We start from the raw sequence: 13,588 nt of genomic DNA on the forward strand, positions 1-13,588 counted from the left end.
CCTGGTCGCCCGAGGCGTCCGCGGCAGCGGGCAACGAGGGCGAAACCCCTCGCCCCGGGTCAGCGCCAGGCGGTTCCCTGTCGTTCGTAGCATTCCTGGGCCAGATCCAGCGCCGCGGTCGATCCGTTCAGGATCCATTGCCGCGGGTCCTCGCCCTGCAGCTCGGCGGTCAGGATGTTGCCGTCCATGATCTGCTGCAGCATCGCCTCGTCGACCGGCATTGCGGCCCAGCCGCCGGGATAGATCCGCACCTCGGTCGGCACTTCCTGCTGGTCCACGCCGAACCGGGCGGGCAGCTGGTGGCCATAGACCGGGCTCGGCGCCTGCGAGGTCGGCAGGAACATCGCCCAATCGCCATAGCCCATATAGCTGCGTTCCAGCAGCAGCGGCCCGGCCGCCTGCAGGGGGATCGTCGCCCGGCAGCCGGTGAAGACCCCGTCGACGCTGAGCGCCTCGATCATCCAGTTGCGGGCCGAGCCGTAGAAGGCGCTGGTCTCGGCGCTGTCGGTGGGGTTGGCAAGGGCGGGAGAGGCCGAGAGGGCGGCGGCGAGCAGCAGGCTGAAGCGATAGGTCACGGCAATCCGGGCGTTCGAAAGGGATGCGGGAATGGTGGCCGGTGCGGCGCCAAGGTCAAGGGTCTTGCGCGCGATTCACCCGGCCGGACGCCGGGATTCGCGTGCCTTCAAGGGTGGCTGACGCGAATGTCAGCGCGCCCCGGTTCTTTCGGCCGCGGAAATCCCTATCTTTGGGGGGAACCGCCCGATCGCCCGCCCTCAATGACGGACCCTCCTGATGGCTCTTCCCCTGCTCTTTGCGCTTGCTCTTCTCGCCCAGCCCGCCCAGGCCCAGAACCGCCAGATCGGCGAACGGCCGGATGCCACCCCGCCCTTCTCGGTGACCGAGGTCGCGCGGCTGGAATCGCCCTGGGCCATGGCCTTTCTGCCGGACGGGCGGATGCTGGTGACGCAGCGCCCCGGCGGCCTGTTCCTGGTCACGCAGCAGGGCGACCTGACCGAGGTCGTCAATGCGCCCGAACCGCATGCGCAGGGCCAGAACGGGCTTCTGGACGTGGCGCTGGCGCCGGATTTCGACACCTCGGGTCTGGTCTATCTGACCTATACCGCGCCCGGCCGGAACGGGAACGCGCTGACGCTGGTGCGCGCGCGGCTCACCGATGCGCCCGCGCTGGAGGAGGTGACCGAGCTCTGGCGGCAGGACCCGCCCGGCGGCGGCGGCCATCCCGGGGCGCAGATCGCCTTCGATCCCTCCGGCGAGTACCTGTTCCTGGCCGTGGGCGACCGGACCGAGCATGACCGCCTGCCCGATCCCGACGATCCGCGCGGCAAGATCCTGCGCCTGCATCTCGATGGCAGCACTCCCGCCGACAATCCGATGGCGGGCGAGGGCGGGGTGCGGGCGCTGACCTGGACCACCGGGCACCGCAACCCCTATGGGCTGGCCTTCGCCCCCGACGGGCGGCTCTGGGAGCATGAGATGGGCCCGCGCGGCGGGGATGAGATGAACCTGATCGAACGCGGCGGGAATTACGGCTGGCCGCTGGTCTCGAACGGCCGCAACTACGGCGGCTCGGACATTCCCGATCACGTCACCCGCCCCGATCTGCACGCGCCCGCGCTCTGGTGGACGCCGGTGATCGCCCCCGCCGGGCTCAGCTTCTACAGCGGCGCCATGTTCCCCGAGTGGGAGGGCGCGGCGCTGATCGGCGGGCTGGCCAGCCAGGCGCTGGTCGTGGTGCAGTTCGAGAACGGCGTCCCGAACGAAACCGCGCGCTATTACATGGAAGCGCGGATCCGCGATGTCGCCGTGGCCCCCGATGGCGCTGTCTGGCTCATCGAGGACGATGTCGACGGGCGGCTCATGCGGCTCACGGCCGACTAGGCCGCGCCGGGCTCAATGCACCACGGGCTTGCCGGGGGCGGGTTTGGCCTTGCCCTCGACCGGGGTGCGGGGCGCCTTCTTGGCCGGGGTGGTCCGGGGAGCGGGCGTCTCGGCCGCAAGGGCCAGGACCGGGCGGGCGGCGGGCGTTACTTCGTTCGGCTTCGGCGCCGATCTGGCGGTTTTCGGCGTGGTTGGGCGGGCGCGCGACGGCGTGGTGCGGACCACGGGTTTCAGCGCCTCGGCCTCGGCCGCGAGTTTCGCGGCGCTGTCGCGCGGCATGAACTGCGCCCAATAGCCCCAGAGGCGAAAGCTCTGTTCCACCTGCGATTGCCAGATGTGGCACCAGAAGCTGATCTGCGGACCAAAGCCGCCGGTGGACTGATACTCGTTGGACATTTTTTCCTCCTCGCCTGAACGAACTCGTCGGAACGACGCTGCGCCGATTCCTGACCCGGGCGCCCCTCCTCACCATGATCGGGCGCAAGGTCCGGTCAAAATCCTGCGCGCTGCGACACCGGGTCGCGCGCCGAATCGCCCGGATTCTGGCCGGTTTCGGTGACGCTTGCGCAAAACCGGGGCGCTCCGGGGTGGCGGTTGGCGCGAGGCCGACTCAGGAACCCGGTGCGGGATCCCGGATCAGATCCGGTGTTCGGTGACCGGCGGCTTCGACCGCAGGAAGGCCAGACTGTCCGACAGATAGCCCGGCGGCAGATCGCGTCCAATCACGACAATGCGCGTGGTGCGGTCGCCCTCGGGCCAATGCGACAGCGGCACCGGCGGGTGGAAGATATGCTGCACGCCATGCAGGGCGAAGGGATGCTTCATCCCCTCGACATGCACCACGCCCTTCAGCCGCAGGATGTCGGCCGCGGCCGAGTTCATCAGGCTTTCGAGCCAGAGGTCGAAAACGATGGGCGAGATCGGCTCGTTGATCTCGATGGATTGCGAGGTGACGCGGCCGTCATGGCTGGGCCGCTGGCCGGCGCCGCTGGCGAAAAGCCCGTGCGACTGCCCGGCCGGGACGGTCTGCTTCAGCCCCGACAAGGGCGGCAGGCTGGCCTTCTTCGGCGCCGCCGCGACCCAGGCCAGCGCCTGCTGCGCGCTGCTCTCCTGCGTCGGCGACAGCCCGAACAGCAGCGCCGGGTCGATCCGCCCGTGCTCGGCCCGGTGCCGCGGCGCGCCGGGGTTGATCGCGGCCAGCCGCTGTTCGAAGGTGGCCAGTTGCGCCGCCGTCACCAGATCGGTCTTGGTCAGGATCAGCCGGTCGGCCATCGCCACCTGCTGCACCGCCTCGAAATTCTGGTCCAGCGTCCGCGCCCCGGTCGCCGCATCCGCCGTCACCAGCACCCCGTCCAGCGCGAAGTCATAGGACAGGTCGCCATCCATCACCAGGGTCTGCACGATGGGCGCGGGATCGGCGATGCCGGTCGTCTCGATCACCACCCGGTCGAAATCGATTTCGCCCGCGTCCCGCCGTTCGCGCAGGTCGTTCAGCGTCTCGGCCAGATCGCCTCGGACGGTGCAGCACAGGCAGCCCGAGGCCATCAGCACCATCGTCTCGGTCGAGCTTTCGATCAGGTCGTGATCCAGCCCGATCTCGCCGAATTCGTTGATGACGACCGCCGCGCGGTCCATGCCCGGATCCTTGAGCAGCGCGTTCAGAAGCGTGGTCTTGCCCGAGCCGAGGAAGCCGGTCAGCAGGGTCACGGGGATGGGGGCGGGCATGGCGGATCTCCGGTTTGACGCCCCTCACCTAGGGTCGGGGGCGCCGCTTGGCAATGCGCTCAGGCGCCCACGAACTCGGCCAGCAGGGCGTTGAAGGCCCGGGGCGTCTGCCGGAAGGGCGCGTGGCCCGCCCCATCGACCCTGAGCATCCCGTGCCGCCACAGCGTCGGCGCCTCCAGCCCGTCGAAATAGCCGTGCTGCAGGAAGACATCTTCCGCCCCGTTCGCCACGGCGAAGGGCGCGTCCAGCCCCGCGACCACGGCGCGCTCGTCGATGAAACCCTGGGTCATGGCCGAGGTGAACATGATCTCCCGCGCCCGCCCGTCGGTGCGCCGGACCATGGCCAGCAGATGCGGGTCCACCTCGCCGCCGATGCCGCCGGTGTGCAGCGCATAGGCCATCGCATCCGCGTCGGTGAAATTGCGCTTGGCAGTCAGGTTCTCGGCCGCCGGGTCGATGTTGAAGGCCGCCATGAAGCTTTCGACCGAGGGGGCGACCGGCGGCGTGCCGCTGATCATCAGCCCCGCCACCGGCGTGCCCCGGCCGATCATCTCCAGCGCCGCATGCCCGCCCAGCGACCAGCCGAAGACCCAGGGCGCCCGGATCCCCAGCGCCGCCTGCACCGCCTCCAGCATCGCCGCATAGCCGCCGAAGGTATAGGCGGCCTCGGGCACCGGCGCGTCGGTCGAATGGCCGTGGCCGGGCAGGTCGGGGGCCACCAGCCGCAGGCCCTGCAGTGCGGGGGCGGCGAATTGGGGCGCGAAGACCTCCTTGCAGGCGGAATTGCCGTGCACCAGCAGCAGGACCGGGCCGTCGGCCTCATTGTCCTGCACGGCGATGGTGCCGAAATCGGTCTCGATGGCGTGGGTTTTCATGGGCGGCGCTCCTTGGGATCCGCGCAGCCTAACCCGCACCGGGGCGGCGCGGAAGTCTCAGCGGATCACCAGTCGGAGCACACCCCTGAGGGCTAGCCGCCCCACGCCCCGGCCCAGCCGCGCCACCAGGGGCGCCAGCAGCGCCAGCGCCGAGGTCATCAGCGAGAAGATCCCGACCATCGCCGCCAGCACCTCGTCCGAGAACCGCAGGCCCAGCCTGAGGAACCGCGACTTGCCCAGCATCTCCCAGGCGCCCAGCGTCCGCGGCCCCAGCGCCTCCGAGGCCCGGGCGACCCGCGCGGCATCGGCGGGCGTATCCAGCCCGCCCATCAGATGCAGCGCCTGCCGCGTGCCGAGCCGGGCGTTCAGCCGCCCCAGATCCTGCGCCACCTCGACCGCGGGACGGATCACCGCGGGCCGCGCCAGCCCGGCCAGCTCGTCGGCCGAGCGCACCGCGGGCAGCCGCGCCCAGTCGATGCCGAAGGCCACGGCGCGGCGGAAGGGTGCGATCATATCGGGCGCGAGCCGCCCCATCCGATGCGCGACGCGCAGAAGGCCCGAGCCCACCTTCACCGCATAGGAGGTGCCGCCGGTGAAGACCACGAGCCCGGTCGCGGCGATGCCGACAAAGGCGATGCCGACATCGACTTGATCGACCGGCTCCCCGGCGGCGTAATGCGCCCCCTCGCGGGTCAGCGCCACCAGATCGCCCAGCACGGTGACATTGACGGCAATGCCGCAGGCCAGCGCGCCCGACAGCGTGCAATCGCGCAGATCCCAGCTGCAGGCCAGGCAATCGATGCCGCTGGCGATCCAGCCATTGTCCTCGGCATCGAGCGCCGCGCGCCGGTCCAGCAGCGGCTCGGGCAGGGCGATCCCTTGCGCCGCGGCCAGTTCGACCAGCGCCTCGATCACCACCCAGTCGCGGGGATCCTCGTCCAGCCGCGCCTCCAGCCGGGCGATCAGCGCCTCGGGCGTCGCCTCGCGGGCCAGCGCCCGGTCATAGGCCACGGCCAGCTGCGATTCCGCCCGCGCCACCAAGGGCTCGAAAACCGGCATCGCCGCCAGATCCCGCAGCCACCAGCCGGTCCAGAGCAGCGAACACAGCGCCACCAGCGCCAATATCCCGCGCTCCACCCGCCGTCGCCGACGCGCGCGCAGATCCAGCGAAGGTTTCCCGAACAGCGCCATGACTCGTTCAATGTGGGCAAGCCGGGGCCAGCGCTCAACCCGGCCCCGATCATCTTTGTTCTGAAAATATCCTCGGGGGTTTCCAAAGGGGGTGGAAAACCCCCTTTGGCGAGGGGGTGCGGGGGGCGAGCAGCCCCCCGCCCTGGTTGCCCGAGGGAACCGAGGGTGAAACCCCTCAATTCCCGTGGCTGTGCCCCATGCCGCCCATGGCACCGCCCATCGCGCCCGGCATCCGCTCGTTGTCCACCGGCAGCTCGGCCGAGGCCTCGCTGCCGTCTTCGAAGACGAAGGTAACGGCCACCGTCTGCCCCTGGGTCAGCGGCGCGGTCAGGCCCATCAGCATCAGATGGTCGGCGCCGCGTTCCAGCGCATGGGTGCCGCCGGCGGGGATGGCGAAGCCTTCCTCGACCTCCATCATCCGGGCCACGCCATTGGCGTCGATCTGGTGGGTGTGCAGCTCGGCCCGGGCCGCGGCCTCGGTGCGGGCGCCGACCAGGCGGCAATCGCTGGTCCCCTGGTTCACCAGCGTCATGAACCCGGCGCCCGAGGTCGACATCGCGGTCGAGCTGCGGACATAGCCGCCCTCGACGGAGAACCCGTCGCAGGCCAGCGCGGGCAGGGAGAGAAGGGCCGCCGGGGCGGCAAGAAGTAGAATGCGGAACATGGTCTGTCCTGTCTTTGAGGGTCTGAAAGGGAAGGGAGTTCAGACCGGGACGGGAGGGCCGCGGGTCAGGCTGTGGACCGGCGCGGGCGGCGCGGGCGTCGGGATGCGGGGCAGGGCGTAGCGCACCGGGCTCAACCGGCCCGGCGCCTCGGGCGCGCGGACCACGGTATCGGTCAGCGCCGCCAGGGCGGGCAGGCAGTCGGGGCAGAGGATGACCGCGCCGCTGACCGGATCGCCGTTCTCGTCGATCGAGATCGTGGTCAGCCCATAGCCCGTGCAGATCACCACCTCGCCCACCGCCCGCGCCTGATGGCGGGCAGAGGCCATGGTCACCGAGCCCGAGATCAGGGTGGCGACCAGGAAGGTCAGGAACAGGGCGCGCAGGATCCGCATGCGGCCAATCTAGGGTCGGGGCGGGCGGAAGGCTAGTGCGACCAAGCGCGCGGGATCAGCGCCTTGATCCGCCCGGCATGACCCGCGGGCGCAGCGCAGGCGTCCTGGGTCAGGGCCCGGGCTGCGTCCATCAGCGCCTCGGGCTCGACCAGGCGGTCGACGAGGCCCCAGGCCAGCGCCTCGGGCGCCTCGACCCGGGCGCCGCCCATCAGGATCATCCGTGCCCGTCCGGGGCCGATCAGCGCCGCCAGCCGCGCCGGGTCCGAGGGCTGCGGCAGGAAGCCCAGCTTCATCACCGGATAGAAGAATTTCACGCCGGGCACCGCCAGCCGGATGTCGCAGGCCAGCGCCATGCCGAAAGCCCCGCCCGCCAGCGTGCCGTTGAGCGCGGCAATGGTCAGGCAGGGGAGCGCGGCCATGGTGCCGGACAATTCCTCCCAGATCCCGTCCGTGGCCAGCCCCGCCCGCGCCTCGTCCAGATCGGCGCCCGCGGAAAAGACCTTGCCCGCGCCGGTCAGGATCACCGCCTGCTGCGTTGCACCGGCGTCGCGCAAGTCGGACACCAGCTGTTCCATCATCGCCCGGGTCAGCGAATTGGCCTTGTCCGGCCGGTCCAGCGTCAGGATGGTCAGCGCGCCCGCATCCTCGCGCCGGATCATCGCGCAAGCCCCAGCCGGGCGCGGATGCCCTCGTCGCGCAGGGAAACCTCGGCGCCGCGGAAGGCGTCGGCGTCGGCGGTGCACATCCAGAGCAGCGCCTCGGCCGGCCATTCGGCAGGGATATGGGTCTGCCAGTCCAGCTGGCTGACCGCGTTCATGCCCGAGCCCCTGATCGCCCGCTGCATGTCCGTCGCCACCGTCCCGGGCGAGAGCGACAGCACCCGCACCCGCGAGCCCGCCTCCAGATGCGCGGCGCGGGTCAGCATGATCGCTCCGGCCTTCGAGGCGCAATAGCCCGACCAGCCCTCGAGCACGTTATAGGCCGCGCCCGATCCCACGGTCAGGATCGTGCCGCCGCCCTGTTTCTGCATCACCGGCAGTGCCGCGCGCATGCCGTGGAAGACGCCCTTGAGGTTGACGTCGATCTGCCGCCCCCAGGCCGCCGCATCGGCCGAGGCGATCAGCGCGATCGGCTCGATGACCCCGGCGTTGTTGATCAGCACATCGAGCCGCCCGTGCAGCGCCACCATCCGCGCCACAGCGGCCTCGACCTGAGCGGCCTCGGCCACGTCGCAGGGAATGAGCGTGGCGCCCGTTTCCTCGGCGATGGCGGCCAGCGCATCCGAGGGGCGCCCGGCCAGCCCCAGCCTGGCCCCGGCCGCGGCAAAACGGCGCGCAGTGGCCGCGCCGATGCCGCGGCTCGCCCCGGTGATGAGGACCGAGCGCCCCCGGACCGCCGCGTCGCGCTCTGTGCCATGCTGCATGCTGTGCCTCCGTTTGCGGCCTTTGGTAGCGCGCAGATTCGTGCCTGACCATCCCCGTACACCGGCTTTTCACTTGACGCCCGGGGGGCGCACGCCAGAATCCGCGCCTGTTACGCCGCAAGGCTGAAAAGGAGTTCACCCGAAATGTCGTTCATCTCCCTCCGACCCTCCGCCCGGAGCGCCGCCCCCCGGTTTCTGGCGCCCGCGACGGCGATGGCGCTGTGCCTGGCGGCGATCCAGCCGGGCGCGGCCTTCGCCCTGACCGCCCCCGAAGCCTGGGCCAATCTGCAAAGCATGGCCGCGGGCGCCGGGCTCACCATGACCAGCACCGGCATGAGCGGCGGCGATGCCTCGGTGACCGTCAGCGGGCTGCGGATCTTCCCGACGGCCAACCCCAATGACCTGATCATCAGCATGGACACGCTCAGGGTCGAACCCCAGGGCGAGATGATCACGCTGGCGCCCTCGACGCAGGTGGATCTGGCGATCCTGTTCGCAGGCGGGCTGACGCGGCATTTCACCGTCACCCATGATGGCACGATCACCGGCAACCTGACCGAGACCAACGCCGCGCTGGACCTGGATTTCCCGACCCTGTCGCTGGTGCAGGTGCCGGGCAGCGTGACCCTGCCCGGTGGCAAGGGCAGCTCGGTGGCCGACCCGCTCAGCGTCTCGGTCCAGTTCCAGGCGCTGGACGCCAGCCTGCGTGCGGCGCGCGAAGGGGCGGCGGAACTGTCGCTGCGGGCGACCAGTGTCAGCTATGACGTGACCTATCCCGATCCCGCGACCGAAGGGGCGACCGTCAGCCAGATGGGTACGCTGGCCACGCCCGCGGTACGGTTCACCGGCACCGAACTGGACATGCTGTCGGACGAGGATGGCGCGCTGCGCCGGGCCTTCGACAGCGGCTTCTCGGCCCGGCTGGAATTCACCTCGGGCGCCTCGGCCCAGACCTCGCGCCAGATGGTCGAGGGCATGGCGATCAACATGCAGACCCAGGGTGGCAGCAGCGAGATGGTGATCGAGGCGGCGAACGGCCGTGTCGACATCTCCGGCGCTGCCGAGGCGCTGTCGATGTCGGGCAATTACGGCCCGATCCCGGGCTCGGTGACGCTGGCGGGGATGAGCATGGCCTTCGGCCTGCCGCTGGTGGTGACGCCGGGCGATCAGGCGATGCGCTACATGATCTCGCTTGAAGACGTGGCACCCTCGGCCGAACTGCTGGCCATGGTCGGTGCGGGCCAGTTCGCGGGCGAGCGGGCGACCGTCACGCTGGATCTGGGCGCCCAGGGGCGGCTCACGCGCGAAATCGGCCCCGATTTCGGCGAGGGCGACGCGCCGCCCTTCGACGTGTCCAGCGTGGCGCTGAACGACCTCAGGCTGCAGGTCGGCGATTCGGCGCTGACCGGCTCGGGCGCGGTGGCGCTGATCGGCGGGCTGATGGGCCAGATCGGCCAGGCGCGGCCCAACGCCGACGGGCGGTTCCTGTTCGACCTGGTGGGCGGCGAGCGGCTGCTCACCCGGTTGCAGGGCATGGGCCTGGTGCCGCAGGACCAGCTGTTCTTCGTCCGCATGATGATGAACGGGCTGAGCCGCCCGGTCGGCGACGATCACCTGCAATCCGAGGTGGTGCTGCAGCCCGGCGGCACCGTCACCGTCAACGGCGCGCCGCTGCCCTTCTGAGCGGGGCCCCGTAGGATGGGCAATAGTGCCCATCCTACCCGACCCCGGGGCGCCCCCAGCAAGCCCCTTGATTTGCGGCGCGGCGGGTGCTACCTGCCGCGCCATGTTCTTCGCATCGACCCTCAAGCGCACTATGAAAACCACCGCTCCGGCGGGGGTCCTTCGGGTGTGCGCGGTCGGTCGGCCGAACTGAACCCCGAAAGCCCCGCCGGAAACCGGACGGGGCGCGATACGGAAAACGGTCCCCGTCCTCTCTTGGAGAAGACGATGTCGATCGAAGTCCTTGATGCCCCCGCCCCCGTGCTGAACCGCCGCCTGCCGGCCCACCCCGTCGTCGCCATCGTCGGCGCGACCGGCGCGGTGGGCGTTGAACTCCTGGAAAGCCTGACCAGCCGCGACTTCCCGGTGGCCGAGCTGCGACTCCTCGCCTCGGCCCGCTCGGCGGGCACGCGGCTGTCGTTCCGCGGCCGCGATGTCGTGGTGCAGGAGCTGACCGAGCACAGCTTCCAGGGCGTCGACCTCGCGCTCTTCTCGGCGGGCGCCTCGATCTCGCGCAAATATGGCCCGATCGCCGTGGCCGCCGGGGCCATCGTCGTTGACAATTCCTCGGCCTTCCGCATGGCGCCCGAGGTGCCGCTGGTGGTGCCCGAGGTCAACGCCGCCGCCATGGCCGCGCATACCGGCATCATCGCCAACCCCAATTGCGTGGCGGCGATCCTGACCGTTGCGCTGGCGCCGCTGGCGCAGGAGTCCCGCATCCGGCGGCTCAATGTCGCGACCTATCAGGCGGCCTCGGGCGCGGGCGCGGCGGCGATGGAGGAACTGCGCCAGGCGACCGCCGCCTATCTGGAGGGCCAGCCCTTCACGCCCAAGGTCCTGCCACATCCCTATGCCTTCAACTTCTTCTCGCATAACGCGGCCGTCGATCCCGACACCGGCTACAACGGCGAGGAAGAGAAAGTCGTGGCCGAAACCCGCCGCATCCTCGGTCGCCCCGACCTGCCGGTCGGCATCACCTGCATCCGCGTGCCGGTGCTGCGCGCGCATGGCATGGCGGTGAGCATCGAGTTCGACTCCCCCGTCTCGGTCGAGCGCGCGCGCCAGCTCTTGGGCGTGGCCCCCGGTCTGCGGCTGGTCGATGACCGTGTCGGCAACCATTTCCCGATGCCGGTCGAGGCCTCGGGCCAGGACGCCGTCCTGGTTGGCCGCATCCGCGAGGATCTGGGCGACCCCTCGGGCAACTCGCTGGCGCTGTTCGTGGTCGGCGACCAGCTGCTGAAAGGCGCCGCGCTCAACGCGGTTCAGATCGCAGAGGCGCTGCTCTGACGGGCGGCATTACCTGACGGAAAAGGCCCCGGGATGATCCCGGGGCCTCAGCCTTGCCGGAAGCAGGTCACGTCGCCGATGGTCTCGATGGCCGTGAACCCGGCCGCCGCGAGGTCCTTCACCAGCGCGGCCTGATCCGCCTCGCCTGCCGGATAGACGGCCGGATGCAACTCCATCACGATGACTGAAAAGCGGCGCAGCGCCTCCTCCTCGTTCCGGCAGAGCGCCAGCTCGGCGCCCTCGACGTCGCAGATCAGCGCCGCCGCGCCCTCGGTCGGGAAATCCGCCAGAAGCGCAGAGAGCGTGATCGTCGGCACGTTGCGACCCGTCTCGCCCGGCTGGGCGACACGGCCGACATGAGCGTTGTGGCCAGAGGCGAAACGCACGAAGGGAGCGCCGGAATAATCCACCGCCGCATGCAGCGCCGTGGCCGCGCCCGGCACCGCGGCCCGCGCGGCATTGGCCTGGCAGACCGGGACCAGCGCCGCCTCGGCTTCGACCACGATCTGCCGTGCCTTGGGCCCGATCACCGAGCGCGTGACGGCCGAGATGACGCCGACGCAGCCGCCCAACTCGATCACTGCCATCCCGGGGCGCAGGTGTTTTCGGATCAGGGCCGCCTCGCCAACCTCATACGGCACCTTGCGGAAAAGATTGTAGCGCATCGAAAGATCTGAGCCCTTCGGCACATGAACCTCGACGCCATGCGGATAAAACACCTCGGTTGAGAGGCCCAAGCGTTCGGCGACCCAGAGCATGGCCGTGCGGCGTTCGCGTTTCAGGAACTTCATCGCAGGGCTCCGAGATGGGGACGACCGAACTGCGCGGCCGTGACCCCGCAGAGATACCCCCAGCGCTCTGCCCGTGGCCCAGGTGACAAAAGGGCGAGCGGCGACAGGCAGCGCGGGATCGCGCGCACCAGCGTCTTTGCATAGGCGCCCGTCCGGCCATGCTTGCGCGACGCATAGATCCGGGACCAGCCGAAATGCCAAGACTTGAACGCCTCGATCCGCGGATCGGGGGCGGATCCGGCGCCTCCGCTATGCGTGACCAGGGCGGCGCGAACCAAGCGCAGGCTACCCAGCCTGCTCAGCCTCAACGACAGGTCGTCGTCTTCAAAGAACAGAAAAATCGCCGGATCGAACCCGCCGATGGCCTCGAAGGCCGAACGCCGCACCATCAGCGCCGCGCCCGACAGCACAATCAGGGTGCGGTCCCTGTCCGGGGTGCCCTTCGGCATCCAGCGGCGACGGGGCAACAGGTGGCAGCTGCGCTTGAAGGCAGGGTGGCCAGCGTCATCCTCGAACCTGGGGTTGAAGGCAACCGCTTCGGGATGGGCGTCGGCGGCGGCAATCAGCTGGTCCAGCGCATCGGGGGCGAGGCGCGTGTCAGGGTTCAGGAACAGCAGGAATTCGGTTTCCACGCCTTCCGCGCCGCGATTGCAGGCTGGTCCGAAGCCGATGTTCACCGGGCACTCGATCAAAGTGACTTTGGGCCGATCCGCGAGCTCCCGCAACGCCGTGCGGTCGTTGGAGGCATTGTCGACAAGGATAACCGGCGTGTCTGTCGGCGTCGATGCCAGCATGTCGGGCAGCACCCGGCTGCTGTTGTAGGTCACGGTAACGATGGATACGCGGCTGCTCACGGCACGACTCCGGCGCAAATCGACTGCCCCCCGGCGTAACACCGGGGGGCAGCCTAAACCGATCACTCGGCGCTGTCGTCTTTCTTCTCGGCGATCTCTTCGCCGGTTTCCTGGTCGACCATCTTCATGGCCAGACGGACCTTGCCGCGATCGTCGAAGCCCAGCAGCTTGACCTTCACCTCCTGGCCTTCCTTCAGCAGGTCGGACGGGTGGTTCAGGCGCTTGTTGGCGATCTGGGACACATGGACCAGACCGTCGCGCTTGCCGAAGAAGTTCACGAAGGCGCCGAAATCGACGATCTTCACCACGGTGCCGGTGTAGATCTGGCCGACTTCCGGCTCTGCCACGATCGAATAGATCATGTCATAGGCCTTCTTGATCGCCGCCTGATCGTTCGAGGCGATCTTGATGGTGCCATCGTCGTTGATGTCGACCTTGGCGCCCGAGACTTCGACGATCTCGCGGATCACCTTGCCGCCCGAGCCGATCACTTCACGGATCTTGTCGGTCGGGATGGTCATCGTCTCGATCTTCGGCGCGTACTGGCTGAAGGCATTGGCCGAGGTCAGCGATTTCGCCATCTCGCCCAGGATGTGCATCCGGCCGTCCTTGGCTTGCGCCAGGGCTTTCTCCATGATCTCGAAGGTGATCCCCGAAACCTTGATGTCCATTTGCAGCGAGGTGATGCCGTTCTCGGTGCCCGCGACCTTGAAGTCCATGTCGCCGAGGTGATCCTCGTCGCCCAGGATGTCGGTCAGCACGGC

15 protein-coding genes are annotated in these 13,588 nt (G+C 69.6%); 3 read left to right on the forward strand and 12 right to left on the reverse strand.

Annotation, left to right across the window (positions count from 1 at the left end; genetic code table 11):
- Positions 1 to 59: 59 nt before the first annotated feature.
- The gene (locus VDQ18_RS18855) at positions 60 to 575 is read right to left on the reverse strand and encodes a hypothetical protein (RefSeq protein ID WP_323022447.1); all 516 of its coding nucleotides are present in this window, start codon (positions 573 to 575) and stop codon (positions 60 to 62) included.
- 217 nt (positions 576 to 792) lie between these two features.
- Between VDQ18_RS18855 and VDQ18_RS18860 the strand changes: the two genes are divergently transcribed.
- The gene (locus tag VDQ18_RS18860; protein WP_323022448.1) at positions 793 to 1,899 is read left to right on the forward strand and encodes a PQQ-dependent sugar dehydrogenase; all 1,107 of its coding nucleotides are present in this window, start codon (positions 793 to 795) and stop codon (positions 1,897 to 1,899) included.
- A gap of 12 nt (positions 1,900 to 1,911) precedes the next feature.
- Here the strand turns inward: VDQ18_RS18860 and VDQ18_RS18865 are convergent, their stop codons facing one another.
- The 8 genes from VDQ18_RS18865 to VDQ18_RS18900 all read right to left on the reverse strand — a co-directional run bounded on the left by VDQ18_RS18865 (position 1,912) and on the right by VDQ18_RS18900 (position 8,170).
- Entirely contained in the window at positions 1,912 to 2,295 is a 384-nt protein-coding gene (locus VDQ18_RS18865) for a hypothetical protein (RefSeq protein WP_323022449.1), read from the reverse strand.
- Positions 2,296 to 2,535: 240 nt separating this feature from the next.
- Positions 2,536 to 3,624, reverse strand: coding sequence for a GTP-binding protein (locus VDQ18_RS18870; RefSeq protein WP_323022450.1), 1,089 nt, complete (start codon positions 3,622 to 3,624; stop codon positions 2,536 to 2,538).
- Positions 3,625 to 3,683: 59 nt separating this feature from the next.
- On the reverse strand, positions 3,684 to 4,499 hold the full coding sequence (locus VDQ18_RS18875; RefSeq protein ID WP_323022451.1) for an alpha/beta hydrolase: 816 nt from the start codon (positions 4,497 to 4,499) through the stop codon (positions 3,684 to 3,686).
- 57 nt (positions 4,500 to 4,556) lie between these two features.
- A complete protein-coding gene (locus VDQ18_RS18880) occupies positions 4,557 to 5,690 on the reverse strand; it encodes a hypothetical protein (protein ID WP_323022452.1) in 1,134 nt (377 codons plus the stop codon).
- 175 nt (positions 5,691 to 5,865) lie between these two features.
- Positions 5,866 to 6,354: a copper chaperone PCu(A)C gene (locus VDQ18_RS18885; protein ID WP_323022453.1), complete on the reverse strand. Its 489-nt coding sequence runs from the start codon at positions 6,352 to 6,354 to the stop codon at positions 5,866 to 5,868.
- A gap of 39 nt (positions 6,355 to 6,393) precedes the next feature.
- Entirely contained in the window at positions 6,394 to 6,747 is a 354-nt protein-coding gene (locus VDQ18_RS18890; RefSeq protein ID WP_323022454.1) for a hypothetical protein, read from the reverse strand.
- Positions 6,748 to 6,779: 32 nt separating this feature from the next.
- Positions 6,780 to 7,406: an enoyl-CoA hydratase/isomerase family protein gene (locus VDQ18_RS18895; RefSeq protein WP_323022455.1), complete on the reverse strand. Its 627-nt coding sequence runs from the start codon at positions 7,404 to 7,406 to the stop codon at positions 6,780 to 6,782.
- Positions 7,403 to 8,170 (reverse strand): SDR family oxidoreductase, encoded by a 768-nt coding sequence (locus VDQ18_RS18900; protein WP_323022456.1) that lies wholly within the window; start codon positions 8,168 to 8,170, stop codon positions 7,403 to 7,405. Before VDQ18_RS18900 ends, VDQ18_RS18895 begins: the two co-directional genes overlap by 4 nt.
- Positions 8,171 to 8,314: 144 nt before the next feature.
- On the opposite strand from VDQ18_RS18900, the gene VDQ18_RS18905 reads away from it, so the two are divergent.
- Positions 8,315 to 9,853, forward strand: a complete 1,539-nt coding sequence (locus tag VDQ18_RS18905) for a hypothetical protein (RefSeq protein ID WP_323022457.1) — start codon at positions 8,315 to 8,317, stop codon at positions 9,851 to 9,853.
- A 267-nt stretch (positions 9,854 to 10,120) separates the two neighbouring features.
- Positions 10,121 to 11,179: an aspartate-semialdehyde dehydrogenase gene (locus tag VDQ18_RS18910; protein ID WP_323022458.1), complete on the forward strand. Its 1,059-nt coding sequence runs from the start codon at positions 10,121 to 10,123 to the stop codon at positions 11,177 to 11,179.
- 47 nt (positions 11,180 to 11,226) lie between these two features.
- Here the strand turns inward: VDQ18_RS18910 and VDQ18_RS18915 are convergent, their stop codons facing one another.
- The 3 genes from VDQ18_RS18915 to VDQ18_RS18925 all read right to left on the reverse strand — a co-directional run.
- A complete protein-coding gene (locus VDQ18_RS18915; RefSeq protein ID WP_323022459.1) occupies positions 11,227 to 11,970 on the reverse strand; it encodes an FkbM family methyltransferase in 744 nt (247 codons plus the stop codon).
- Positions 11,967 to 12,824: a glycosyltransferase family 2 protein gene (locus VDQ18_RS18920; RefSeq protein ID WP_323022460.1), complete on the reverse strand. Its 858-nt coding sequence runs from the start codon at positions 12,822 to 12,824 to the stop codon at positions 11,967 to 11,969. The genes VDQ18_RS18915 and VDQ18_RS18920 overlap by 4 nt, the downstream gene beginning before the upstream one ends.
- 62 nt (positions 12,825 to 12,886) lie before the next feature.
- Positions 12,887 to 13,588, reverse strand: a 702-nt coding sequence (locus VDQ18_RS18925; RefSeq protein WP_323022461.1) for a S1 RNA-binding domain-containing protein, incomplete at its 5' end; no start/stop codon positions are given.

This window comes from Pararhodobacter sp. (assembly GCF_034676075.1).
In the GTDB taxonomy this organism is placed as follows: Bacteria; Pseudomonadota; Alphaproteobacteria; order Rhodobacterales; family Rhodobacteraceae; genus Pararhodobacter.